Origin of the sequence: Actinoplanes sp. NBRC 101535 (assembly GCF_030269225.1) — a bacterium.
Lineage (GTDB): Bacteria > Actinomycetota > Actinomycetes > Mycobacteriales > Micromonosporaceae > Actinoplanes > Actinoplanes rectilineatus.
Genome location: NZ_BSSY01000002.1, coordinates 433454 through 459170, shown reverse-complemented (window position 1 = coordinate 459170; position 25717 = coordinate 433454). Strand labels below are relative to the sequence as shown.

The 25717-nt window shown below is 70.4% G+C and carries 17 protein-coding genes; 9 read left to right on the top strand and 8 right to left on the bottom strand.

Going from position 1 to position 25717, the window contains the following annotated elements; translation table 11 throughout:
• The 4 genes from QSK32_RS07140 to ppc all read left to right on the top strand — a co-directional run bounded on the left by QSK32_RS07140 (position 1) and on the right by ppc (position 7690).
• Entirely contained in the window at positions 1–1803 is a 1803-nt protein-coding gene (locus QSK32_RS07140) for a glycosyltransferase family 2 protein (RefSeq protein WP_285471482.1), read from the top strand.
• A complete protein-coding gene (gene glxA, locus QSK32_RS07135; RefSeq protein ID WP_285471481.1) occupies positions 1800–3740 on the top strand; it encodes a radical copper oxidase GlxA in 1941 nt (646 codons plus the stop codon). Before QSK32_RS07140 ends, glxA begins: the two co-directional genes overlap by 4 nt.
• Positions 3741–3743: 3 nt before the next feature.
• On the top strand, positions 3744–4766 hold the full coding sequence (locus QSK32_RS07130; RefSeq protein ID WP_045745551.1) for a glycoside hydrolase family 6 protein: 1023 nt from the start codon (positions 3744–3746) through the stop codon (positions 4764–4766).
• Positions 4767–4891: 125 nt separating this feature from the next.
• Positions 4892–7690 (top strand): phosphoenolpyruvate carboxylase, encoded by a 2799-nt coding sequence (ppc, locus tag QSK32_RS07125; protein WP_285471480.1) that lies wholly within the window; start codon positions 4892–4894, stop codon positions 7688–7690.
• Positions 7691–7750: 60 nt separating this feature from the next.
• Here ppc and QSK32_RS07120 read toward each other — a convergent pair whose 3' ends face one another.
• From QSK32_RS07120 to QSK32_RS07110, 3 genes are all read right to left on the bottom strand, one after another.
• On the bottom strand, positions 7751–8002 hold the full coding sequence (locus tag QSK32_RS07120) for a hypothetical protein (RefSeq protein WP_285471479.1): 252 nt from the start codon (positions 8000–8002) through the stop codon (positions 7751–7753).
• Between the two features lie 44 nt (positions 8003–8046).
• Positions 8047–12201, bottom strand: coding sequence for a polymorphic toxin-type HINT domain-containing protein (locus tag QSK32_RS07115; RefSeq protein WP_285471478.1), 4155 nt, complete (start codon positions 12199–12201; stop codon positions 8047–8049).
• A gap of 272 nt (positions 12202–12473) precedes the next feature.
• Positions 12474–12980 (bottom strand): hypothetical protein, encoded by a 507-nt coding sequence (locus tag QSK32_RS07110; protein ID WP_157411307.1) that lies wholly within the window; start codon positions 12978–12980, stop codon positions 12474–12476.
• Between the two features lie 525 nt (positions 12981–13505).
• Between QSK32_RS07110 and QSK32_RS07105 the strand changes: the two genes are divergently transcribed.
• Positions 13506–15038 carry a S1 family peptidase gene (locus QSK32_RS07105; RefSeq protein ID WP_285471477.1) on the top strand — a complete coding sequence of 511 codons (1533 nt, stop codon included), beginning with the start codon at positions 13506–13508 and terminating at the stop codon, positions 15036–15038.
• Between the two features lie 76 nt (positions 15039–15114).
• Here QSK32_RS07105 and QSK32_RS07100 read toward each other — a convergent pair whose 3' ends face one another.
• The 5 genes from QSK32_RS07100 to QSK32_RS07080 form a co-directional block, all read right to left on the bottom strand.
• Positions 15115–15825, bottom strand: coding sequence for an ABC transporter permease subunit (locus tag QSK32_RS07100; RefSeq protein WP_045745549.1), 711 nt, complete (start codon positions 15823–15825; stop codon positions 15115–15117).
• Positions 15825–16763, bottom strand: a complete 939-nt coding sequence (locus QSK32_RS07095) for an ABC transporter ATP-binding protein (RefSeq protein WP_425394674.1) — start codon at positions 16761–16763, stop codon at positions 15825–15827. The genes QSK32_RS07100 and QSK32_RS07095 overlap by 1 nt, the downstream gene beginning before the upstream one ends.
• An 11-nt stretch (positions 16764–16774) precedes the next feature.
• Entirely contained in the window at positions 16775–17638 is an 864-nt protein-coding gene (locus QSK32_RS07090) for an ABC transporter permease (RefSeq protein WP_045745547.1), read from the bottom strand.
• Entirely contained in the window at positions 17631–18545 is a 915-nt protein-coding gene (locus QSK32_RS07085; protein WP_045745546.1) for an ABC transporter ATP-binding protein, read from the bottom strand. The genes QSK32_RS07090 and QSK32_RS07085 overlap by 8 nt, the downstream gene beginning before the upstream one ends.
• 128 nt (positions 18546–18673) lie before the next feature.
• Positions 18674–19654 carry a glycosyl hydrolase gene (locus QSK32_RS07080; protein WP_285471476.1) on the bottom strand — a complete coding sequence of 327 codons (981 nt, stop codon included), beginning with the start codon at positions 19652–19654 and terminating at the stop codon, positions 18674–18676.
• Positions 19655–19859: 205 nt separating this feature from the next.
• Between QSK32_RS07080 and cysC the strand changes: the two genes are divergently transcribed.
• The 4 genes from cysC (at position 19860) to QSK32_RS07060 (ending at position 25716) form a co-directional block, all read left to right on the top strand.
• Positions 19860–21380: an adenylyl-sulfate kinase gene (gene cysC / locus QSK32_RS07075; protein WP_285471475.1), complete on the top strand. Its 1521-nt coding sequence runs from the start codon at positions 19860–19862 to the stop codon at positions 21378–21380.
• A gap of 174 nt (positions 21381–21554) precedes the next feature.
• Positions 21555–23126 (top strand): lipopolysaccharide biosynthesis protein, encoded by a 1572-nt coding sequence (locus QSK32_RS07070; RefSeq protein ID WP_502872511.1) that lies wholly within the window; start codon positions 21555–21557, stop codon positions 23124–23126.
• On the top strand, positions 23123–24490 hold the full coding sequence (locus tag QSK32_RS07065; protein ID WP_285471473.1) for an O-antigen ligase family protein: 1368 nt from the start codon (positions 23123–23125) through the stop codon (positions 24488–24490). The genes QSK32_RS07070 and QSK32_RS07065 overlap by 4 nt, the downstream gene beginning before the upstream one ends.
• Positions 24487–25716 (top strand): hypothetical protein, encoded by a 1230-nt coding sequence (locus QSK32_RS07060; protein ID WP_052720915.1) that lies wholly within the window; start codon positions 24487–24489, stop codon positions 25714–25716. Before QSK32_RS07065 ends, QSK32_RS07060 begins: the two co-directional genes overlap by 4 nt.
• Position 25717: the final 1 nt, after the last annotated feature.

The following is a 25717-nucleotide window of genomic DNA, read 5'->3' as shown; positions in this document are numbered from 1 at the left end:
ATGAGCGTCCTGCACACCCCGGATTCCGGGGCGACTCAGCCTGCCCGCAGCCGGGCGCAGATCCCGCCGCAGCGGCCACCGGCCGGCCGCGCCACCATGCCGAACACGCTGGTCGGCAGCACCATGGTGCTGCCCAGCAAGTACGAGTACAGCGCGTACAGCGTGCTGGCCGGACCGGCCGAGCAGCCGCCGGAGGACGATGGGCCGTACCGGGTCCGGATGCGGCGGATGGCCCGGCGGATGCCGATCCGCACCCTGCTGATCACCCTCTTCGCGTTCGCCTTCGAGAGCACGTTCTTCGGCTGGCTGGTGCACTCGATCCAGCTGCCCGACGCCCGGCTGCACACCACCCTCTGGTGGGCCACCGCGTTCATGATCGTGGCGACCGCGTCGATCGAGCTCTTCCGCCTGGTCAACGTCGTGACCCTGTGTCTGGCAACGCTCTGGGCGCGGGATCCTCAACCGGTCGTCCCGGACACCGGCATGCGGGTCGCCTTCCTCACCACGATCGTGCCCGGCAAGGAACCGATCGAGATGGTGGAGAAGACCCTCCGGGCCGCCCGGAAGATCCGCTACGGCGGGCGGTACGACGTCTGGCTGCTCGACGAGGGCGACGACCCGGTGGTCAAGCTGATGTGCAAACGGCTCGGGGTCCGCCACTTCACCCGGCGGGGGCGCGACGAGTACAACACGCGGACCGGTGCCTTCAAGACCAGGACCAAGCACGGCAACTACAACTCGTGGCTGGACACGCACGGCGACGAGTACGACGTGTTCGTCTCGGTCGACCCGGACCACGTGCCGATGCCGAACTTCTGCGAACGGCTGCTCGGCTACTTCCGCGACCCGGACGTGGCGTTCGTGATCGGCCCGCAGATCTACGGCAACTACGACAACGTGGTCACCCGCTGGGCCGAGTCGCAGCAGTACCTGTTCCACTCACTGCTGCAGCGGGCCGGCAACCGGCAGGGCATCGCCATGCTGGTCGGCACGAACAACGCGGTCCGGATCTCGGCGCTGCGCTCGATCGGCGGCCTGCAGGACTCGATCACCGAGGACATGGCGACCAGCCTGGCCATGCACGCCACCGCGAACCCGGCGACCGGGAAACGCTGGCGGTCGGTCTACACCCCGGACGTACTCGCCGTCGGCGAGGGCCCGTCGTCCTGGACCGACTACTTCAGCCAGCAGCACCGCTGGTCGCGCGGCACCGACGAGGTCATGGTGCGCCGGTTCGCCGGGGTGGCCTGGCGGCTCGGACCGTTCCGGGCGCTGCACTACGTGCTGCTGATGTCGTACTACCCGCTGACCGCGCTGGCCTGGCTGCTCGGCGCCGCCAACGCCGCCGGGTTCATGCTGCTCGGCGCCAAGGGTGTGCAGGTCCCGGCCGAGGTGTGGCTGATGTTGTACGTGGACGCGGCGCTCTTCCAGGTCGGCCTCTACCTGTTCAACCGGCGGCACAACGTCAGCCCGCACGAGAAGTCCGGATCGTCGGGGCTGGCCGGGATGCTCGCCTCCACGCTGTGCACGCCGATCTACGTGTCCAGTCTCATCGGGGCGCTGCTACGGCGTAAGGCCGGCTTCGTGGTCACCCCGAAGGGCGACTCGACCAGCCCGGACCGGGTCGCCACGTTCGGTTCCGGCCTGCGCTGGGCCGCCGTGTACGCCGCGATGCTCGCCGTCGCGCCGTTCATCGACCACGTCGACCCGGCCATGTACGCGTGGCCCGCCCTCAACCTCGCCATCTGTCTGGCGCCCACGCTGATCTGGGCCGTCAACCGCCGTAAGGAGCCGTCCGCATGAAGCCCCGCACGCGTCCCACCCTCGCCCGCCGCCTGGTGAGCGGTCTGGCCACGCTGGTGGTGCTCGGCACGGTCGTGGTGGCGAACCGGCCGATGGTCGCGGTCGCCTCCGAGGCGCTGCACACCTACAAGATCAACCGGCAGTCGTACAAGGAACGGTACGGCCACTGGGCGAACCTGCCGGTGCCCCGCGACTTCCGGGTGAACGCCATCCACGCCGCCCTGCTGCACACCGGCAAGGTGCTGATCATCGCGGGCAGCGGCAACAACAAGGACTCGTTCGAGGCCGGCTCGTTCCGCAGTGTGCTGTACGACCCGGCGGCCGACTCGTTCACCGAGATCGACACCCCGACCGACGTGTTCTGCGCCGGGCACGCGTTCCTGCCGGACGGCAAGCTGCTGGTCGCCGGGGGCACCAAGTCGTACGAGGTGCTCGAGGACGAGGTCGACCACGCGGCCGGGGTCATGAAGATCAAGAACGAGTCGCCGGACGGCGGGCCGCACGTGCTGGAGAAGGGCACCCGGCTGGTCTCCGCCACGGGGCACGTCTACCGGACCCGGGACAAGGTGACGGTGCCGACCGCCCGCAAGATGACCCACGGGACCACCACCACGGTGCACGCCGGTGAGGTCGAGGTCTGGGTGGACGCCGTCGAGAAGGGCGACGCGGCGGTCGTCGGGCAGCCCGCCCAGTACTCCCTCGAGGGCCTGACCGGGCCCAACCTCTACGGCGTCTCCGAGAAGATCACCCGCGAGAAGCAGGAGTACGGCGGCGACAAGACGTCGTACGAGTTCGACCCGGTCACCGAGAAGTACGTGAAGACCGGGAACCTGCAGGACCCGCGCTGGTACCCGACCCTGATCGGCCTGAACGGCGGCGACGTGCTCGCCGTCTCCGGTCTCGACCAGTTCGGCCGGATCCTGCCCGGGCGCAACGAGCGGTACCTGACCGCCGAACGCCGCTGGGTCAAGGCGCCCGAGCTCAAGCGTTACTTCCCCACCTACCCCAGCCTGCACATGATGGGCGACGGCAAGGTGTTCTACTCCGGCGCCAACGCCGGATACGGCCCGGACGACAAGGGGCGCACCCCGGGCCTGTGGGACGTCAGGAACAACAGGTTCCAGCAGGTGCCCGGCCTGCGCGAGCCGGACAAGAACGAGACCGCCTCGTCGGTGCTGCTGCCGCCCGCGCAGGAGCAGAAGGTGATGATGTTCGGCGGCGGCGGGGTCGGCGAGTCGGAACACTCGACCGCCCGTACCGACATCGTCGACCTGGACGAGAAGTCCCCGCGCTACCGGCCCGGACCGGACCTGCCGAAACCGGCCCGCTACCTGTCCACCGTGCTGCTGCCCGACGACAGTGTGCTGACGACCGGCGGCTCCTCCGGGTACCGCGGCGGCAAGTACCGCGACCAGACCCGCAGCGACCTGTTCAACGCGCAGATCTACCGGCCGGACCGCAACGTCTTCGAGACCGCCGCCGAGTCGACCGTCGGCCGCAACTACCACTCCGAGGCGATCCTGCTCCCGGACGGCCGGGTGATCACCATGGGCAGCGACCCGCTCTACGACCCGACAGGTAAGAACGCCGGCACCTTCGAGCAGCGCATCGAGGTGTACAGCCCGCCGTACCTGTTCCGCGGCACCCGCCCGGCGATCACCGGCGGACCGGCCGCGGTCTCCCGCGGCACCACCGCCACCTTCACCACCCCGGACGCCGCCCGGATCGCCTCGGCCCGTCTGGTGCGGCCCAGCTCGGTCACCCACGTGACCGACACTGATCAGCGTTCGGTGGCGCTCGGCCTGCACCGCACGGTCGGCGGCGTGGACGTCACCGTGCCGGAGAAGGCCGGCCTGGCGCCGTCCGGCTGGTACATGCTGTTCCTCGTCGACGACAAGGGCGTACCGTCGGCCGCCCGCTGGGTCCAGGTGCGCTGACCGATGGGCCGGCACCTGCGGCCGGTCAGCAGGCGCCGTCGGGCACTGCTGATCGCCACCGCCCTCAGCCTCGCCACCGGCGCCGTGGTCCTGATCAAGGACCGGGAGCCGGCCCCCGTGGTCCGGGTCCCGGAGACCGGCAGCACCGGCGGTCCCGGCCTCTACGTCGACCCGGCGGGCGCCGCCGCCCGCGAGGTGCGGGCCCTGGAACAGGCCGGCCGGCGGGCCGAGGCCGCGGTGCTCCGGCGGATCGCCGACCGTCCCGTGGCCACCTGGTTCACCGACGCCGCCCCCGGATTCACGGACCGGGCCCGGCGGCTGGTCAGCGCCGCCACGGCCGCGGGGCGGCTGCCGGTCCTCACGCTGTACTTCATCCCGCGACGGGACTGCGGCAGCTACTCCGCGGGCGGCGCTTCCAGCGCGGCAGCGTACAAGAAATGGGTCTTCGCCCTGCGGGAGGCGATGCGCGGACACCGCGCCCTGGTGGTCCTGGAACCGGACGCGGTCGCCCAGACCGTCCGCGGATGCCTCGGCACCCACGCCCGGACCGAACGATATGCGCTGCTCGCCTGGGCGGTGGACACCCTGCGCGCGCTGCCCGGCGTCGCCGTCTATCTGGACGCGGGCAACCCGAGCTGGGTTCCGGCCGCCCGGATGGCGCCGGCCCTGCGTGCCTCCGGCGCCACCCGGGCCCGCGGTGTGTCGCTCAACGTCGCCAACTTCGAGACCACGCACGACAATCTGGTGTACGGGACGGAGCTGTCCCGTCTGCTCGACGATCGGCACTTCGTGGTGGACACCAGCCGCAACGGCAACGGGCCCGCCCAGCAGGGCGCGGGCGACCGGCACTGGTGCAATCCACCCGGCCGGCGGCTCGGCCCGGCGCCCACCCTGCGCACCGGGCATCCGCTGGCCGACGCGTATCTCTGGGTGAAACGTCCGGGAGAGTCCGACGGAGCCTGTGGATCCGGAGCGCCGAAAGCCGGACACTGGTTCCCGGCATATGCGATGGCACTCGCCCGGTGATCGTCCATGCGCGGAGCGCGCATGAGACTCTTGACTCAATCGGCCCCCGTGCGGGGTTACGCCGTTAACATCGGCGAAGTCGGGACAGCGCCGTCCTGGAGCCATCCGAGAAAAGGAGCGCCCCGATGACAGAGCAGCCTGCCCACCTCGACGAGCGGGAGGGGCCGGACGCCGAGCTGCGCGCCGACATCCGGCGGATCAGCACCCTGCTCGGACAGACCCTGGCCCGCCAGGAGGGCCGCCCCCTGCTGGACCTCGTCGAGGAGATCCGCGCCCTCGTCCGGCAGGACGAACCCGCCGCGGCCGAACGCCTCGCCGCGATGGACATCACCACCGGCACCAAACTGGCCCGGGCCTTCTCCACCTACTTCCACCTGGCCAACATCACCGAGCAGGTGCACCGCGCCCGTGAGCTGCGGCGCCGCCGGGCCAAGGACGGCGGCTGGCTGGACCAGGCCGCACAGCGGATCGCCGAGAAGGGCGTGCCGGCTGACGAGATCGCCGCGGCCGCCCGCCGCCTGGCCGTCCGCCCGGTCTTCACCGCCCACCCGACCGAGGCCGCCCGCCGCTCGATCCTGTCGAAGCTGCGCCAGGTCGCCGACTCGCTGGACGCCGAATCCGCCGCCGCCGCGCTGTACGGGGCGACCGACACCACCGCCTCCACCCGGCGTTTCGCCGAACTGATCGACCTGCTCTGGCAGACCGACGAGCTGCGCCTGGACCGGCCGGACCCGACCGACGAGGCCCGCAACGCCGTCTACTACCTCAAGGACCTGTACGCCGACGCCGCCCCGCAGGTGCTCGACGACCTGGCCGAGACGCTGCGCCGGCTCGGCGTGGAGACCGCACCGACCTCCCGGCCGCTCACCTTCGGCACCTGGATCGGCGGCGACCGCGACGGCAACCCGTTCGTCACCCCGGCCGTCACCCGCGACGTGCTGATCATCCAGCACGAGCACGGCATCCAGGCCACCGAGAAGGCGATGGACACGCTGATCGACGAACTGTCGGTCTCCCGGCGGCTGCGTGGCGTCTCCCTCGACCTGTCCGCCAGCCTGGCCCAGGACCTGGACAACCTGCCGGAGATCGCATCCCGGTTCCGGCGCACCAACGCCGAGGAGCCGTACCGCCTCAAGGTCCGGGCGATCAAGGCGAAACTCGCCAACACCCGGTCCCGGCTGCAGCACGGCACCCCGCACGTGCCCGGCCGCGACTACCTGGGCAGCGAAGAGCTGATCTCCGACCTGGAACTGATGCGCGCGTCGCTGGCCCGCAACTCCGGCCAACTGCCCGCCCTCGGCGTGGTCGCCACCGCCATCCGGCAGGCGTCCGCGTTCGGCCTGCAACTCGCCACCCTCGACGTCCGTGAACACGCCGAGAAGCACCACGAGGTGCTGCAGCAGATGTACACGCAGGTCGGCGAGGTCGACGACTACGCGGCCCTGGACCGCTCCGACCGGACTAAGCTGCTCGCCACCGAACTGGGCGGCCGGCGCCCGCTGTCCAGCTCGGACACCCCGCTCACCGACTCGGCCCGCAAGACGTTCGACGTCTTCAACACGATCCGTGAGGCGCAGGACTCGTTCGGGCAGGACGTCATCGAGACGTACATCATCTCGATGACCCTGGGCGTCGACGACGTCCTCGCCGCGGCGGTCCTGGCCCGCGAGGCCGGCCTGATCGACATCCACACCGGCCGCGCCCGGGTCAACATCGTGCCCCTGCTGGAGACCCCGGCCGAACTGGACGCCGGCGGCGACCTCCTCGACGAGATGCTGACGCTTCCGGCGTACCGCGAGGTGGTCCGCGCCCGCGGCGACGTGCAGGAGGTCATGCTCGGCTACTCGGACTCCAACAAGGAGGCCGGCATCACCACCAGCCAGTGGCGCATCCACAAGGCGCAGCGCTCGCTGCGTGACGTCGCCGCCCGGCACGGCGTCCAGCTGCGCCTGTTCCACGGCCGCGGCGGCACGGTCGGCCGCGGCGGCGGCCCCACCCACGAGGCGATCCTGGCCCAGCCGTACGGCACGCTCGACGGGGCCATCAAGGTCACCGAACAGGGTGAGGTCATCTCCGACAAGTACACGGTGCCGGCCCTGGCCCGGGAGAACCTGGAACTGACGGTCGCGGCGGTCCTGCAGGCCACCCTGCTGCACACCACGCTCTCCGTCGACCCGGTGAAGCTGAAGGTCTGGGACGCCATCATGGACACCGCCTCCGACGCGGCGTTCAAGCAGTACCGTTCGCTGGTCGAGGACCCGGACCTGCCCGCGTACTTCTGGGCCGCCACCCCGACCGAACTCCTCGGCGCCCTCAACATCGGCTCCCGCCCGTCGAAGCGCCCCAACGCGGACGCCGGGCTGGGCGGCCTGCGCGCCATCCCGTGGGTCTTCGGCTGGACCCAGACCCGCCAGATCGTCCCCGGCTGGTTCGGCGTCGGCAGCGCCCTGGCGGCGGTCCGCGAGGCCGGCCAGGGCGCCGAACTCGACGCCATGTACGGCAACTGGCAGTTCTTCAAGACCTTCCTGTCGAACGTCGAGATGATGCTCGCCAAGACCGACCTGAAGATCGCCCGCCGCTACGTGGAGACCCTCGTCCCGGAACAGCTCCACCCGATCTTCGCCAAGATCGAGGACGAGTACGACCGGACGGTCCGCGAAGTCCTGGCGATCACCGGAGGGGCGGAGCTGCTGGCCCCGCAGCCGGAGCTGTCGCGGACGCTGGGAGTGCGGGACACGTACCTGGAGCCGCTGCACCATCTGCAGGTGGCGCTGCTCCGGCAGTACCGTGACCTGGGCGAGAACGGGCGGCAGATGCCGACGGCACCGGGGGCGCGGCGCGGGCCGTCGGATTCGACGGCGCTGGAGCGGGCCCTGCTGACGACGGTGAACGGGATCGCCGCCGGCATGCGCAACACCGGCTGATCACCACCACGAACGCAACGAGGCCCCGCACCGGATTCCGGTGCGGGGCCTCGGCCTTTGTCAGCGCAGTACTTCCACCGCGTCGTCGCCGACCCGGAGGTCACGGATCTCTCGGCCGCCAAGGTCGGCAGGCGAATAGATCAGGACGTGATAGTCCTCGAAGTCGCCCTCCAGAGGCTCGCCTTCCGGATCCGGCTGCTCGACGACCGACAGCTCACCGGAGCCGATGCGTGCCAAAAGGTACTCACCGAGAAAGTCGCTGTCGCGCTCCTCGAAGCCGCAACCCAGGTGGGCTGCCAGGACAGCCGCCACAGCTTGGATGCTCCCGGTTCGCACCCCGTACAGTCGTTCCTCGCTCATGGACACCCACATGCCACAGCGGGAAGGCTGGGTGCCCGCTCCACTGCTTTATCGATATCCATGTAAATCATGAAGTTCACAGGACGCCCTGCCATATCACTCAGTTGCTTCTTCAGGTCCGTCAGCCCAAGGGCATCCAGGAGGCGCTTGTCCTTCAAGGGGCCGGTCCGGGTCTTACCGCCACGTAGCTCGATACCCAGTTCCTTTGCCTTCTGGAAGATGACATCACCACCGATCGCGATATCGTAATCGCTCTTGGAGTCGAACGGCACCTTCCGCCGGAAGCTGATGCCCGTCACCGCACTTCCCTGGAAAGCGGCCTTGGTTCCGCCATGCGCCGCGTTGAGACCCTCGTTAAGGGTGTTCACGAAGGTGTTGTAATCCGCTTTCCCCGCGAATCCGTACGGCAGAGTGCAGTTGTGCACCAGTACCGGCGTAGTACCGGCGAGGACGTAGTACGTGTGAAGATCGTCGACGGTCAGGTTGTGGACCCGGGTGACCTCGGTACGACGTTCCACTCGGGTAACCCGAACCGGGTTTCCCTCGTCATCGACCAACTCGGTGCCGGCGGCCAACTCCTTCGCCGGCACCCACGACTTCTCGGCCGGCACCCAGAACGGGTGGCCCTCGGTGACCGAGATCTTCGCGATCTCCCCGTTGTCCTCGACCTCGAGGTCGACGATCTCCTTCGTTCCATAACTGGTGAGAGTGGCGGTTACCGCACGGGCACCGACTCGACCGAGCTTCGGATCCGCTGCGAGGACGGAGTCCCCGGCCTGCAGGTTTTCGATCCGCTCGCTTCTGCCGTCGGCGAGCAGCACTCGTGTACCCGGAACAAAACTGCTGCTCCGGCACTTTGTCGTGATCTTCTCGACCAGCTGTTTGATGCTTCGTAGCTTGTCGGAGTTCTTCCATGCCTTGAGCGCGGTGGTTCCGTAACCCAGCAGTGGAACCATCGACCCGAGCGACAGCAAGCCACCGACCCAGTCGCCCCGGGCCGCGGAGACCGCAGCGTCGATGCCGTCGCAGACCTCGCCGGCTCCCGGGATCAGACCGCAACCCATCAGGACGAACTGAAGCATGTCCAGCAAGAGTTCATCGTTGTCGCCGATGAACTGCTTCAGGTCGCCGAGCATCCGGCAGCCGGGCGACTCCTGGTTGGCCGGCATGCTGCACTTCGGCTGGTCCACCATCGCGCCGGCAAAGTCCTGATAGACCTTGAGGCATTCCTTTGAAAGTGCGGACGGGTCGAGAGACAGACAGGCCCATGTCTTGTGGTCATCGGCTGCGCTGCCCACACCGTCGGCACCGGTACCGGCGGCCGTGTTGCGCTGTTCTTCCTCGATCTCCTTGAGCCTGGTGGTGTAGATCGCAACGGCTTCCTTGGCGGCCCGATCCGCCGCCGCGGCGTCTTGTCCCGCCGCCTCGGCGGCCGCGCGTGCCTGCTGGCTGGCCGCGTATGCGGCGTTGGCATCGGCACGTGCCCGCCCTGCCGCGGCGGTGGCGGTGGCCGCCGACTGGGCAGCACTGTTCGCGGCGTTCTGCGCGGTCGCCGCGGCCTGCTGGGCCTTGGTCGCCGACGCGGCAGCCGCATCCGCCGACGCCTTCGCCTCGTTCGCCGACTTCGCCGCGTCGTTGGCATACCCCGCGGCCTTGTTGGCGTAGGCAGTCGCTTCCTGGGCGGCCTTATTGGCCTCCGCAGCGTTGCCCCATGCCTCCTGAGCGGCCTTGTTGGCCTTGGCCGCGTCGGCCATCGCCGTCTGCGCGTACTGCTGGGTCTGGGCCACCAGGGTCCGTGCGGTCTGCACGTGAGCGGCCTGTTCCAGGTCCCGCTGGGCGGCCTGATACTGCGAGGTGGTCAGGAAGTACGACAGGTACGACTTCGGACCGTTCAGTGCGACGGTTCCGGCGGCCTTGACCTCCGGGCCGCCGGCGTCCATCACCCGATATGCCTCGATGCGGTCGTCGGCGGCCTGCGCGGTGTACTGCCCCTCGCGCAGGAACTTGTGCATGTCGGCCGCCGTGCCGAGCACCGCCGCCTGCGCCGCGTTCTTCAGGTTCGGCCCGGTCGCGGTGTTGTTGATGATCGCGTAGATCTTGACCCGGTCCTGGGCGAACTTCCCAGAGTAGTTCCGGGTACGCAGGAACGTCTCCACCATCGCGTCGGTGCCCGCCAGCGCCGTGTCGGCCGCGGTCTTCTCCGCACCGTCAGGCAACGTGTCGACCAGCCGCCACACCTTGGCCCGGTCATCCTGCCCCACCGCGGCACGACGCCCCTCGGCCAGCCACGACCGCATCTCCGTCTCACCGCCGATGAGGACTTCCTGTGCGGCTTCTTTGGTCCACTCGCTGCCGGTGGTCAGCAGGGTGACCGCCGCCTTACGGCCACGGTCGAGGACGACCTCGGCCGAAGCGCCAGCGGCGGTGGCCTCGGCCAGCAGCTGCCGGGTTTCCGCGTCGAGCCGGTCCTCCTCGGCGGTGTCCCAGAGCTGCTTGCTGTTCCAGGCGGCTGCCTCACCCGCGGCCGCCTTCTCCGCCTGCTCCTGGCGCAACGCATCCTGAGCCCGCAGCACACCCTGATCGGTGGCCTCGGCCAGCCGGGCGGCGTCGTCCTCACGAGCCAGTTTTTCCAGGTTCTCCGCCTGCACCGCAATGGCGACCGCCATGTTCGCCGCCTCGACCGCCGCAGCGGCCGCCTTCGACGCCTCAGTCGCCGACTTCTCCGCACGGTCCGCCGCCGCAGCAGCAGCCTCAGCCGCATCCGCCGCCCGCTCGGCGTGATCAGCCGCCTGCTTCGCGAACGCAAACGCCTGATCCGACGCCTCCGCCGCCTTACGCGCCAGGTTCACCGCACGAGTAGCAGCCCGCGCCGCGGTAGCCGCAGCCCGCCGGGCATCCTCAGCCGCGGCACGAGCCCGCGCCGCCTGCGCCTCCGACACGTTCGCCTGCGAACCGGCCTCATCAGCGGCAGCGGCCGCCGCATCGGCATCCGCGCTCGCGCCCTGCATCGCCTGCGCGGCCTTCGCCGCCTCGGCCAACGCCCGGTCCCGCTCGACCTTGATCAGGTCCAGCTCGCGGGTCTTCTTCGCCGCGTCCCGCGCCGCCTCGGCCGCGATCCGCGCCGCCCGCGCATCACCAGCACCGGTACGCGCGTTCGCCGCAGCCTGCTGCGCCGCCGCCGCGGCCTGCGCGGTCCGGGCCGCCGCCGACGTCGCCTGACGCGCCGCGTCCGACGCGATCCGCGCCGCCCGCATCGCCGCGTTCGACGCGCCGACCGCCTCCCGCGCCGCATCCGCCGCACCCTCGGCCGCATCCGCCGCACGGCCCGCCGCCGCGTCCGCCTTCTTCGCCGCGCTACCAGCGGCCTTCGTCTCGGCCGCCGCCGTCTGCGCGGCCTTCTTCGCCTCCGACGCCGCATTCGCCGCCCGCGTCGACGCACCGACCGCAGCAAGGGTCTCCCGCGCCGCCGTCTCCGACGCCTGCTTCGCCTGCTCGACCAGGCTCTGCAGCGACGCCAGCTCCTTGTCCCGGGCCCGCGCCACCGCCTGGCCGGTGGTAAGGAACTCCTGCAACTCCTCGGAAGTCCCGGCCAGCGCGGCCTTCGCCGCCGCGTCCAGCACCGGACCACTGTTGTTGACCCCACCGGTCAGCATCCGGGTCGCGGCGATCCGGTCGTCCGCGTACGCAGCCTTCTCGAATCCGTTTGTGAGGAAGTTCTCGATGTCGGCCGTGGAGCCCTTGAGAGCTGTCTCTGCCGCGGTCTTGACTGTCGGACCGCCGGCGTTCTCCAGCACCCGGGTAGCCCGCAGCCGCTCGTCAGAGTTCCACGGAGCCTGCCAACCACCATTGACGAATGCCCGCGCGGCCTCCGGAGAGGTTTCGATAGCCCGGAGCGCGGCGGTTCTCACCGTCGCCCCGTCCAGTGACGCCAGAGCCTGCGCAGCAGCGACTTCGTCGGCGGCATAAGCCTCTGGATAGGCGATGCTGAAGTAGTACTTCAGGTCCTCATCAGTACCTGTCAGAGCCACCTCAGCGGCTCTGCGTACCGAGGGACCACCGTGCATCAGGTCCGAGACCGCGAGGTCGCGATCCAGAACCTCCTCGTCCTCAGCGAGGGCCGGCGACCCGGGAACGAGGATGGCAGCGGTCATCGCCGCTACAAGCAGGGCAGCCTGCGTTCGGAACCAGGAGAGCCTGGCCCGTCCGTTTCCGGGACGAGCGGCAGGCCGCGAGCGTTTGGACACAGAACCCCCACAGAATTGGGCCAGCTTTCCCCACAGCAATGCGGACGTGCCGCCGAACGCGGACGCCCTGAGAGGTGGGGTGGTGAATGACGAAGGCGGCACGGCACCACGGCCGTGCCGCCTTCGCTTCGATCAGACCGGGGCGTTGTTCACCCGGCGGGTGTTACCAGGAGATGCAATCAGGAGAGGCGGAGCTCGACGAGGACCGCGGTGGGCAGGTTGGTGCCGTCGCCCGGGTCGATCGGGACCGGGGTGTTGGCCGGGATCTGGTAGGTCTCGGTGCCGTCCGAGGTCTGGGCCTTGGCGGTCACCGGCAGGTTGCCGGCGCGGACGCCGAACGTGCCCGGGACCTCCAGGGTCAGCACACCCGTGGTGCCGATGGTCTTGAAGCAGTAGAAGTAGCCGTACGGCTCGACGTCGAGCGACTTCTCCACCTGGATCTCGGCCGTCGCACACTGTCCGCCGTCGTCGAAGGACTTGCGCGAGGAGAAGATGATGTGCCCGTCGCCCTTGAGGACCTTGAGCTCGTAGTCGGCCAGGATCTTGTCCGCGCCGGGGTGCGTGTAGTCCTCGACCAGGGAAGCCGGGGTGTCCTCGGCCTCGGCCGCGGAGCCGACGGCGGTGAACGCGAACGCCCCCGTGGCGACGGCCATGACGACCGCCCCACCCCATGCCAGAGTCTTCATTCTCGCCTCATCAATTCGTCGTGCCTGCATGTACTCGTCCGCCGCCGCACCAGGAGCGCGCCGGCGGGCGCGTCGTTCCCGGACCGCGGCGCCGGGACGGCAGCGGTCACGACCGGCTGCACGGACGCGGCAAGCGACGTCCCCATCTGCACGCGAACCCCCGTGGAAGCGTTTCTGGTCGGTGCAAACTACCAGTGTTCATCGATGCCGGACAACGCCGTGGATCGATCGCGTGTTCGACATGGACAGCCGACAGTCTGTCGCATCTGCGATCTCTGCCATGCACGAACCCCGATGGGATGCGCGTCACACAGCGACGACCGCGGGGCGACCGACGGTGACATCGCCGAAATATCCACTGCTCAGCAGTGCGATCACTGTTCAGGGACTTCATATATCCACGTTCGTATGTAGATTGTCACATCAGCGCGTGGTGGATCGACCACACGCAGCCATCGAGGATCACCAACGACACATGGGGACGGCGTACCCCCTGCGGGGCTATGCCGAGTGAACGGGGATTCCATGAAGACTACGTACGCCCGGCGACGGGCGGCGGTGCTGACGGCTGCCCTGATCGGTGCCGGACTCACGCCGCTGGCCGGAGGAACCGCCGCCCAGGCGCTCTCCGGAACGTCCACCACCGACACCGCTCTCGCCTTCGCTGTCAAGATAACCACCGGTGACGCGGTACGCTCCTGCACCGGCGCCCTGCTCGACCAGTGGTGGGTGGTGACCGCCAAGACGTGCTTCGACGACGGCACCGGGGTCGTCGCGGGCGCGCCGAAGCAGGCCACCACCGCGACGATCGGGCGGCTCGACCTGACCACGGCGGCCGGGACAGTGGCCGCCATCGACAAGATCGTCCCGCATCCGGACCGCAACCTGGTGCTGGCCCGGCTCCGGACGGCAGCGCTCGGCGCCACCACGGTGGCACCGGCGAACTCGGCGCCCACCGAGGGCGAGATCCTGCTCGGTGCCGGATACGGCCGGACCGCCGACACCTGGGTGCCGAACCAGCTGCACACCGGCTCGTTCGCGGTGTCCTCGGTGGACGACGGCACCATCGGCGTCGTGCCCCGCGGCGACGCCGCCATCTGCAAGGGTGACGCGGGCGGCCCGATCCTGCGGTCCGTCGACGGCGGCTACCAGCTGGCCGGGCTGCACCACACGTCCACGCAGGCCGGCTGCCTGACCGTGACCGGCAGCGAGAAGTCAGCAGTGGAGACCCGGGTCGACGACATCGCGCCCTGGATCACCGCGAACACACCGGTTCCCCACGCGCTGCAGGTCTCGGTCACCGACACCCGGGTCGGCGTGCTGCGCGGCGACTACGGCACCCAGGTGAAGGAGGGCGGCCTCAGCACCAGCTGGACCCAGCTGCTGTCGAGCTCCCGGCAGATCGAGGTCGCCGACGACCGGATCGGCGTGCTCACCCAGGCCGGCGTCGCGTACGTCAAGGAGGGCGCGACGACCGCGACCTTCGTCAACGAGTCCGGCGGCGTGCAGCAGCTGGCGATCTCCGGCAACCGGGTCGGCGTGCTGTCCGACGCCGGCGTCGCGTACGTGAAGGAGGGTGGCCTGAGCTCCTCGTGGGTCAACGAGGCCTCCGGCATCAAGCAGCTCGAGGTCACCGACACCCGTGTCGGGGTGCTCTCCACCGCGGGTGTGCTGCAGGTCAAGGAGGGTGGCCTCAGCACCGGGTGGACCACCGAGTACTCCGGTGTGAAGCAGTTCTCGATCTCCGGCGACCGGATCGGCATCGTCACGAACAGCGGTGCCTCGCTGGTCAAGGAGGGCGGCCTCAGCGCCTCCTGGGTTTCGCAGACCACGTCCGGCGCGGACTCGATCGTGCTGCGCGACGACCGGGTCGGCGTTCTCACCGGTGCGGGCGCGGCCCTGGTCAAGGAGGGCGCGCTGACGTCCGCGTTCGTCACGCAGTACACCGGCGTCCGGGAGATGTCGGTCAGTGACAGCCGGGTCGGCGTGGTCACCTACGACGGCGCGGCCATGGTCAAGCACGGCGGCCTGAGCGCCACCTGGACCACGGTCTGGTAGGCAGGTACCCCACAGGAGCGACCGGCCCGCGATGCCGAAGGGCGTCGCGGGCCGGGTGAACCAGGAGTGACGAGGGTCAGCTGGTCTCGCCGGCCAGGGTGAAGCTGCCCAGGCGGTTGATCGCGGCGACGGTGCAGCCCACCACGAAGACCACGCTCATCACCAGGGCGGTGGTGAGGCCGATCTGCGCGGTCAGCATGTTCGTCGGGGCGATCGTGTCGGCGATCGTGATGACGTACTGCTCGATGGAGAGGATGCGGGTGCCGGAGAGGAAACGGCCCAGCAGGCCCTCCCACACCAGGATGTAGACCAGGCCGAGCAGGACCGGGCGCCGGGTCAGCAGGCTGAGCAGGACGAACAGGGCGGAGTACGCCAGCGCGCCGGCCGCCGCCGCCACCGAGAGGGCCGCGCCGAGTTTCGCCGAACCGGCCAGCAGGCCGACGGCGAACAGCGGGATGACCGTGGTGATCGTGGTGGCGACCGCGGCGACCAGGAATTTCGCCAGGATGATGTCGCGGCGGGGCAGCGGCTTGGTGAGGATGTGGACGAGGGTGCCGTCGTCGACCTCGGAGCCGAGGACGCCGGTGCCGACGATCAGGGCGACGACCGGGAGCACCACGGCGAAGCCGAGGCCGACGATGACGGCCTGGCCCCACTGGTCGGCGGGGACGTCGTACGCCCGGCAGATCGCGGCCAGGGCGATCAGCAGCAGGGGCAGGGGCAGCAGGAGCAGCGCCCTGCGACGGCCGAAGAGGCCGCGCGCCGTGATGAGTGCGACGGTCGACATCAGGCCTCCAGCAGGTAGGAGAAGACGCTCTCCAGGGACTCGTCGGACGGCACCAGCTGGTGCAGGCGGATGCCTTGGTCGAGGGCGATCCGCGGCAGCGCCCGGGTGAAGCTGCCGTAGTCGGCGGCCCGGACGGTCAGGCCGGTGGCCTCGACCTCGATGCCGCTGACGGACTTCTCGGCGATCAGGGCGACGGCCAGTTTGCGGTCGTCGGAGCTGCGCACCGCGAAGACGTGCGGCCGGTTCGTCATCAGCCGGCGAATCCGGCGGTAGTCGCCGGAGGCGGCGAGGCGGCCCGCGACGATCACCTGGACCAGGCCGGCGACCTGCTCGACCTCTTCCAGGATGTGCGAGCTGAACAGGATGGTGTGGCCGCGGTCGCCGAGCGAGTGCAGGAGTTCCATCATGTGCATCCGCTGGCGCGGGTCCATGCCGTTGAACGGTTCGTCGAGCAGCAGCACCCGCGGTTCGTGGACCAGGGCCGCGGCGACCCGGGTGCGCTGGCGCATGCCTTTGGAGAAGGTCTCGATGCGCCGGTCGGCGGCGTCGGTCATCTCGACCAGTTCGAGGGCGCGGCGGGCGGCGCCGGCCGGGTCGGGCAGTTTCTGCATCTTGGCGCAGGCCAGCACGAACTGTCCGGCGGTGAGGAAGCCGTGCACGGCCTCGCGTTCGGTGACCAGGCCCAGGTCGCGGTAGACCGACGGGTTGCGCCAGGTGGGTTTGCCGTCGATGGTGAGCGTGCCCCGGGAGGGTGCCAGGAAGCCGGCCATCATGTGCAGCACGGTGGTCTTGCCGGCGCCGTTCGGGCCGAGCAGGCCGGTGACGCCGGGGCCGAGCGACATGGTGATGTCGTTGACGGCGACGACGTTGCCGTACCAGCGGGTGACGTTCTGCAGCTCGATCACACCGGTGGTGGCGGTGCCGGTCGGAGCGTCGATGGTCTGGGCCGTCACAGCGAGGCCACCTTCCGGTAGCGGGCGAGCAGGAGGAGCAGGCAGACGGCGATCAGGCAGACCGCCTCGATCCCGTAGACCGGTCCGAACCGGCCGGGGTCCAGGGTGTTCTCGGTGTTGCCGGAGAGCCAGGCGCCGACCCCGGCGATCAGGGTCATCGGGCTGGCCAGGCCGGCCATCTCGTTGGCGGTGGTGGACGGCAGGATGCTGAGCACGCCGAAGATCGGGGTGGTGAGCAGGAAGACCGCGACGATGCCGCCGGCGGCGAACGCCTGCTTGCCGGTGAACGAGGCGATCAGCAGGCTGATGCCGCTGAACAGCAGGGCCCAGAGCAGGCTGTATCCCCAGCCGGGCGCCAGGTCGAGGAATTCGTTCCAGACCCCCTTCGCACCGTCGTCACCGGTGAAGGCGGCCCCCAGGAACATGATGAACTGGGGTACGCCGAGCAGCAGCCAGACCGCGGTGGTCAGGGCGGCGAACTTGGCGGTCACGTAGTCGGCGGCGCGCAGCGGCCGGCTGAAGTAGAGCGGCAGCGTGCCGGAGCGCATGTCCCGGGAGACCAGGGCGGGTGCCAGGATCGCCACGAAGAAGATGATCAGCCAGCTCATCTGGTCGGCGAACTGCACGTAGGTGAAGATGACCTGCTTGAGCTGGGAGCGGACCGCTGCCAGGATCACCGCGACCAGCAGCATGATGCCGGCCACGAGCCAGGGGAAGATCTTCGCCTTGGCCGAGCGGCCCAGGCCGAACGAGGCCCGCAGGCCGTGGACGTAGAGCGCGTTCAACGCTGCCAGCCGGCCCAGGCGCTCCCCCGCGTAGCGCTGGTAGCCGATGTCGTGGATGACGCCGGTCTCAGACATCGGCGGTCTCCTTCGTGGTGAAGAGCTCGGCGACGCGGTGCCGGCGCTGGTCCAGGCGGTGCAGGTTGAGGTCGAGCTCGCTCACCGCTTGCAGGATCCGGTCGTACGCCGCATCCGACTCCAGTGGCACCAGCAGCAGGCGCCCCTCCCGGGAGACGGTCAGGCCCCGTGCGGTGAGGGCGGCGGCGAGTTCGTCGGTGCCGTCGGCGACCTCGACCGCGAGGACGTCGGACACCGCGGTCATGCTGGAGATCCGGTCGGCGCGCAGCAGGCGCCCGCCTTCGATGGCGATGAGCGAGTCGCAGATCCGTTCGACTTCGCCGAGCAGGTGGGAGCAGACCACCACGGAGATGCCGAATTCGGTGCCGATCCGGTGGACCAGGGCGAGCATGGCGTCGCGGCCGGCCGGGTCGAGGCCGTTGGTGGGCTCGTCGAGCAGCAGCAGGTCGGGGTCGTGCACCAGGGCCTGGGCCAGTTTGACCCGCTGTTTCATGCCGGTGGAGTAGCCGCCGATCTGGCGGTAGCGCTCCTCGTAGAGGCCGACGTGACGCAGTGCCTCGGAGGCGCGTTCCCGGGCTGCGGTGCGGGGCAGGCCGCTCATCCGGCCCAGGTGGGTGACGAACTCGGAGGCCGAGACGTCCGGCGGGAGGCAGTCGTTCTCCGGCATGTAGCCGACGCGTGCCCGCACTTTGTCGGTCTCGGTGACCGGGTCGAGGTCGAAGACCCGGACGGTGCCGCTGCTGGGCGGCACCAGTCCGAGCATGATTTTGATGAAGGTGCTCTTGCCGGCGCCGTTGGCGCCGACGAGCCCGATGACTCCGGCGTCGACAGCGACGGTCAGGTCGGCGAGGGCGGTCACCCCGCCGCCGTACGTCTTCGTCAGCGCCTCCGTAGCGATGATGGTCACGGCCTCAGCCTAGGAACCCGGGGCACCTCCTCGGGATCGGGAGAACCCCTGAGCCGTACTCAGGGTCTCTCAGCGCAGTCTCAGGAAACCGACGCGGCGCAGTCTCAGGAAACCGACGCGGCGCAGTCTCAGGAAACCGACACCTGGAAGATCGGCAGCCGGCCGAGGCGCTGGTACTCCCGCAGGCCCGCCTGGGTGTTGTCCACCGACGAGTTCTGCCCCTTGTAGTTGCGGGGCGTCTCGAAGTGCACCATCGCCTTGATTCTGGGGAAGTTCCCGATCTGGCGGCCCATGTCGCGGTAGAAGGCGGCCTGGTGGCCGGGGTTGCGGCGGGAGAACCAGACGCCCCACTCGGCGATCATCAGCGGCTTGTTCGGGTGCCGGGCGCGGACCCAGTTGTAGAAGCCGGGCCAGCCGGGGCGGCTCGCGGAGCGACGGTTGAGGAGTTCGGCGAAGCCGCCGTGGCCGTATCCGGGGTCGCTGTACGCGTACGTGTCGAACCCCACCCAGTCGACCACGTCGTCGCCCGGGTACATCTGGCTGAACCAGCTCTGTGTGGTGTGCGGGACGTACGCCATGTGCACGAGGACCGTCACCACGTTGGTCGCGCCCCGTGCCCGCAGCCGCTGGACCACGTGCCGGAACATCGCCGCGTAGTCCCGGGCGGTGTATCCGGATCCGGTGCGGGCCCGTACCTCGTTCTCGGCCTCGTGGTGGATGGCGAGGAAGAAGGGTTCCCGGTAGCTCTGCCGGATGTGCACCGCGAGCCGGTCCAGGAAGGCGTCGACGCCCGGGTCCCCTTGGGCGATCCGGGCCCAGCTGACGCCTTCCGGCCGCCAGTTGAGGAGCAGGATCCGGCGGTGCCCGTTTTCGCGGGAGATCGCGGCCTCGCGGGGTGTCGGGAAGAGTTGCCGCTGACCGCGGTGGTACGCGTGGTGGATCACCTGGTACCGCCCGGTCTTGCGCTCGAATTCACGTAGTGACCGGTAGCTGTCCTGTTCGGTGTGCGCGCCGGGCGCGACTCCCCAGAGGATGCCGCAGGTGGGCACCAGTTTCGCACCGGTGTGGCAGCGGGCCGGAGCCGCCACGACGGGGGCCGGAGCCGTCAAAACAGCGATCATGGCCAGTGCAGCGAGCGTCCTGGTCTGTCTCACAAACGCCCAGTATTGAAGGATAATCCGATATTGTCCAGTAAGTTAGGTTTAAAGCCGTATTCGGAAAAACAAAGATCGGATCGAGAGCGAGAGCCCGTCTCGACCGACTCGATCGAGGCTGCGAAACTGTCCCCCAAGTCGGCTTCAGGGGGATGCGAAGGTGAATGGTTCGGTACTTCCCGAGGACGTTTTGCGGGACGCTCCCTCGTTCACGCCCCGCCCCTACGAGCTAGCGGATCTCGAGCTGCTGCTCTCCGGGGCCTACACACCGTTGACCGGCTTCCTCGGTCGCGAGGACCTGGCCACCCTGACCCGTCAGGGCCGCCTCGCCGACGGCACCCCATGGCCGGTTCCGGTCACCCTCGAGATCCCGGGTGAGCTGGCCCGAAACCTGGACGCCGCGGACCCGGCGCGCCGGACGGTGGTGCTGACCGATCTGGAGGGCGCCCCGGTCGCCGCGATCGAGGTGACCGACGTCTGGCAGACCGGCGAGAACAGGTTCGGCGTCGGCGGGCCGGTCCAGCCGCTGGGCGACGGTGGGCACGGCCCGTTCCAGCGTCTGCGCCGGACCCCCGCCGAGGTGAGCGGTCTGCTGCCGCCCGGACGGGTGCTCGGTGTGATCGCCGACCGCCCGCTGCACCGCCCGCAACTCGCCCAGATCGCGCACGCGGCCCGGACCCTCGCGGCCCACCTGCTGATCCTCATCCCGGTGAGCGGTCCCGGACCGGACGGCCTGCCGCCCGAGGCGCTGGTCCGCTCGATCTTCGCCGCCCGGGACCGGATGCCACCGGCCACCGTCGTGGCGGTGCCGCTGCTGACCCGCGGCGACGAGATGCGTGACGCGCTGCTGCGCGCGCGGGTCGCCCAGTCGTACGGCGTGACCCACGTGCTGTCCACCGGCGAGTCGCTGGCCGGCGCCGGTCTGCGCGTGCTGGTCCCGCGGGAGCTGGCGTACGACAACCGGGACGGCCAGTGGCGCTGGCGCGACGACATCCCGCCGCGCAACCGCCGCCTGGCGATGTCCCCGGCCGAGATAGACGATCTGCTGGACCGCGGGTTCCCGCTGCCCGAGTGGCACACCCCGCCGGCCGTGGCCAAGGAGCTGGCCCGGGTCCGCCCGCCGCGCCGGCAGCGCGGCCTGGTGGTGTTCTTCACCGGCCTGTCCGGTTCCGGCAAGTCGACCATCGCCCGGAACCTGGCCGACACGCTGCGCGAGACCGGGGAACGCACGGTCACCCTGCTCGACGGCGACATCGTGCGCCGCGAGCTGACCGCCGGTCTGGGCTTCAGCAAGGCCGACCGGGACCGCAACGTCCGCCGGATCGGCTGGGTGGGCGCCGAGGTGGGCCGGCACCGGGGTGTGGCGGTGGCCTGCCCGATCGCGCCGTACGACGCGGCCCGCAAGGCGGCCCGGCGGATGGCGATCGAGGCCGGTGCCGGGTTCCTGCTGGTGCATGTGGCCACCCCGCTGGAGGTGTGCGAGCAGCGCGACCGCAAGGGCCTGTACGCCCGGGCACGGGCCGGTCAGCTGCGGGGCATGACCGGGGTCGACGACCCGTACGAGGAGCCGTCCGACGCCGAGATGACGATCGACACCACCACGATGACCGTCGTGGAGGCGGTCGAGCTGGTGCTGGCGTATCTGGTGGAGAACGGCTGGGTGGAGCCGAAACTGACGTAACCCCATCACTCGCGGCGGGAGTGTGGCGTTACCCCTCTGGGGCGAAACGCCCTAAAGCTGGCAACACCACTCCTCCCGGAAGGCCGCCGAACTCTGATGGAAGCGCCACGCCCAGCGTCCGCCGATATCTCTCACTATCTGGGGGCGCTCCGACGGCACTGGTGGATTGCTCTGGTGGCCACGGGGGCGGGCCTGGGCGCGGGCGCGGTCGTGACACAGACCATGCCGAAGGTGTACGAGTCGGCCACCTCCGTGCTGGTCCAGTCGGTCGACCAGGACACCAACGCCCAGGGCGGCCGGACCAAGGGCGCGGTCAACCTGGACACCGAGGCCCAGCTGGTCGGCTCCGGCGCGGTCGCGGTCAAGGCGGGCACCCTGCTGCGCAGCGGGATCTCCCCGGTGGAACTGGCCCGCTCGGTGTCGGTGCAGGTACCGGCGAACACCACCGTCCTGGTGATCACGTTCCAGGCGGACACGCCGCAGAAGGCGCAGGCCGGGTCGCACGCCTTCGCGGAGGCGTACCTGCGCAACCGCGAGGAGACCGCCCGGTACCAGCTGGACAAGCAGATCCGCTCACTCAACCTCAAGGTCAAGCAGCTCACCGGGGCGCTGACCGGGATCAACGCGCGGCTGGCGTCGGCGGTGCCGGGCAGCCCGACCGAGAGCAACCTGCTGAGCCTGCGGAACAACTCGCAGAACCAGCTGAACTCGCTGACCGGGCGCCTCAACGAGCTGACCACCACCACGGTTGGCGGCGGCAGCATCATCAGCGACGCCCGCCTGCCGGAGACGCCGAGCAGCCCGAACACCTGGTTGAACATCGGCGCCGGCGCCATGATCGGCCTGCTGCTCGGGCTCTGCCTGGCGTACCTGCGGGAACGCTTCGACCGCCGGCTGGTGACCGCGGCGGACGTCCGGGACCGCGGCCGGGTGCCGGTCCTGGCCACCCTGGACGAGCGCAGCACCCCGCACTTCGACGACGTGCTGCAGCCGTACGGGCCGGGCGGGCGGGTCTTCAACAGGCTGCGTAACGAGGTGCTGGCCAGCCTGGAGCCGGACGACCAGATCATCGTGGTGACCGGGACCAGCCGCGGATCGGCGAGCACGCTCGTCGCCGCGAACCTGGCGGCTGCTCTGGCGCGTACCGGATCAGATGTGGTTCTGATCGGGGCGCACCTGCCGGACAGCGTGGTCGACGCCGCGCCGCTGGCCCGGATGCTCGGGGTCTCCGCCGTGCCCGGTCTCTCCGACCTGCTGGCCGGCCGGGTCGGCCTGTCCCGGGCCCTGCAGCGCACGCCGCGCATCCCCTCGCTGCGGGTGATCACCACCGGCGGGGCGGCCACCGCGGCCGGCCTGATGCAGTCGCAGCGCCTCAAGGACACCCTGCAGGCGCTGCGCGGCCAGGGCGGCTACGTGGTGATCGAGGCGCCGTCCACCAGCAGCAGCGCCGACGCGCAGAGCCTGGCCAGCCTGGCCGACGCGGCGATCCTCGCGGTCGAGCTGCGGCGTTCACGCCGGCCCGCCCTGGAGGACGCCACCGAGCAGCTGCAGCGGGTCGGCACCCGCCTGCTCGGCGCGGTGGTGATGCCCCGGCTGACCGTGCCGCGTCCCAGCGAGATCGAAGCGCCGGCGGTGACCCTGCCGGCACCCTCCCCCCGGCCGTCACCGGCGAAGGACGACGGGCACGAGGCCCCGACCCAGCAGCTGGCCGCGGTTCTAAAACGGCGCGACGGCGACACCAAGTGACCGTGGTCGCGGCGGCGGCACCCACCGCCGGACCGGACCGGCGCGGCACCCGCAACCGCACCCTGCCGGCCTGGCCGGTGGCCGGGATCCTGCTGCTCTACCCGCTCTGGTGGGCGCTCGGCCTGGGCGTGCTGATCTTCGGTCTGATGGCCGCCCCGATGATGTTCCTGCTGATCCGCAGACGGGCGGCGGGACGGCCGGTGCTGCTGCCGCCGGGCTTCGCCTGGTGGGTGATCTTCCTGGTGGCGGTGCTGGTCAGCATCGCCGCGCTGGGTGCGGATCCGGCCGGCACGGTGGTGGAGCGGGCCGGCGCCCGGCTCCCGGCCGTCGTCTACAAATTCGCGATGTACGCGTCGCTGACCGTGCTCCTGGTCTACGCCGGGAACCTCGCCGAGTCGGAGTTGTCCCGCCGTCGACTGGTCCGGCTGCTCGCCGGGATGTTCGTGGTGACCGTGCTGGGCGGTCTGCTCGGCATGGTGGCCGGCACCTTCGAGTTCACCTCACCGGTCGAGTGGCTGCTCCCGTCCGGGGTGCGCAACAAGGGCTTCGTGCGGTCGCTGGTGCACCCGTACGCGGCGCAGATCATGGACCTGGTCGGCGGTGAGAAGCCCCGGCCGGCCGCGCCCTGGGGGTACACCAACACCTGGGGCAACAACTTCTGCCTGCTGGTCGGCTGGCTGCTCGTCGCGGCCTGGGCCAGCCACCGCAACGGCCGCCGCGCCCTCGCCATGGGCATCCTGGCGGTGTCGGTGGTGCCCGCGGTCGCCTCGCTCAACCGGGGCCTGTGGATCGGCATCGGCGTGATGGTCGTCTACGTGGCGATCCGCTACGTGCTGGCCGGCCGCCTCTGGGTCCTCGGCGCGGTGGCACTCGCCGGTGGGGCGCTCGCGTTCGCGCTGCTCGCCACCCCGCTCGGCGGCACCGTGCAGGCCCGGATGGACAACGGCAAGTCCAACGGGGTCCGCTCGTTCCTGATCGAACGGGCCCTGGACGGTTTCGCCGAATCCCCGGTGATCGGGTACGGCGGCACCCGCAACACCCTCGGCGGGCGCAACTCGATCACGGTCGGGGAGAGCGCCGGCTGCGAACGCTGCGGCAACTTCACCGTCGGCGGCAACGGTCAGCTCTGGCAGTTGCTCTACGCGCACGGCACGGTCGGCACCGTCGGTTACCTGGGCTTCTTCGGGTACGGCCTGTGGCGTTTCCGCCGGGACCGCAGCCCGGCGGGGATCGCCGGCGGCGCCGCGCTGGTCGGTTCGTTCTCGGCGATGCTCTGGTACAACTCGCTGGTCACCCCCCTGGCCTTCATGGTTCTGGCGTACGCCCTGCTGTGGCGCAACTGGATGGAGGGGGACACCCCATGAGCCCGGTCAAGACCGCACCCGCCGGACTGACCGCCGACGACGCGGCCCTGCGGACCCGATACCTCGCCGAGGTTCTCGGCCGGCTCTACCCGGAGCCGTGCCGCACCGACGGCGAGCCGGGTCCGCTGATCGCCGAGTACCTGGTGGTGCCGAACGCCCGCCGGCCCCGCCTGCTGGTGCCCGCGCACTCCCCCCGGGTCGCCGCCGCGGCCGTCCGCCGGTACGCCGAACCCCAGTCCCGCCTGGCCCGGCTCAAACGTGACGCCGTGGTGGCCGCCGTGCACACCCGGACCGCGGGCCTGCTGCTGCGCGACCGGATCCGGGTGACCGGACCGGTGTCGGCGGGCATCGACGGCTACCTCAGCGAGGCGTTGCGCCGTGACCTGTCGGTCAGCATCCACATCGGCCCGGCCCGCGCCAACCGCAAGCCGGTCCTGCAGTTGCTCAGCCCGGACGGTGAGACGTTCGCCTTCGGCAAGCTGAGCACCGGTCCGCTGACCCGCCGGCTGGTCGCCGCCGAGACGGCCGCCCTGTCCACCCTCGCCACCAGCGGGCTGACCCGGCTGACCGTGCCGCGGGTGCTGCACGCCGGCGAGTGGCGCGACATGCAGGTGCTGGTCCAGTCGGCGCTGCCGGTCTGGCTGCCCCGGGCGCCCCTGAGCCCGCACCGGCTGACCGCGGCGATGCTCGACGTGGCCGGCTGTTGCGGGCACACCACCGGGCCGTTGACCGCCAGCGGGTACTGGGGGCAGCTGCTGCACCGCATCGACACGGTGGCCGACCGGCCGGAGGGCGCCGGGCTGGCGGCCGCGGCCCGGGTGCTGGCCGCGCACGCCGGTGACACCACGCTGCGGTACGGCTCCTGGCACGGCGACTGGGCCCCCTGGAACATGGCGAACCTGGACGAGACGCTGCTCGTCTGGGACTGGGAGCGGTTCGCCACCGGGGTCCCGTTCGGCTTCGACGCCGTGCACCACGAGTTGCAGCGGCGCATCCAGTCCACCGGGGACGCCCGGGAGGCGGTCGAGGCGACCGTGCGGCGATCCGGCGAGCTGCTCGCCCCGTTCGGGGTGGACCCGGCGGCCCGCGAGATGACCGCCCTGCTCTACCTCGCCGACCTGGCCGTTCGTTACCTGTCCGACCGGCAGGCCGAGGCGGGTGCCCGGCTCGGTGTGCTCGGCACGTGGCTGCTGCCGGTTCTGGTCCGGCGCGTAGAGGAGCTCTAAT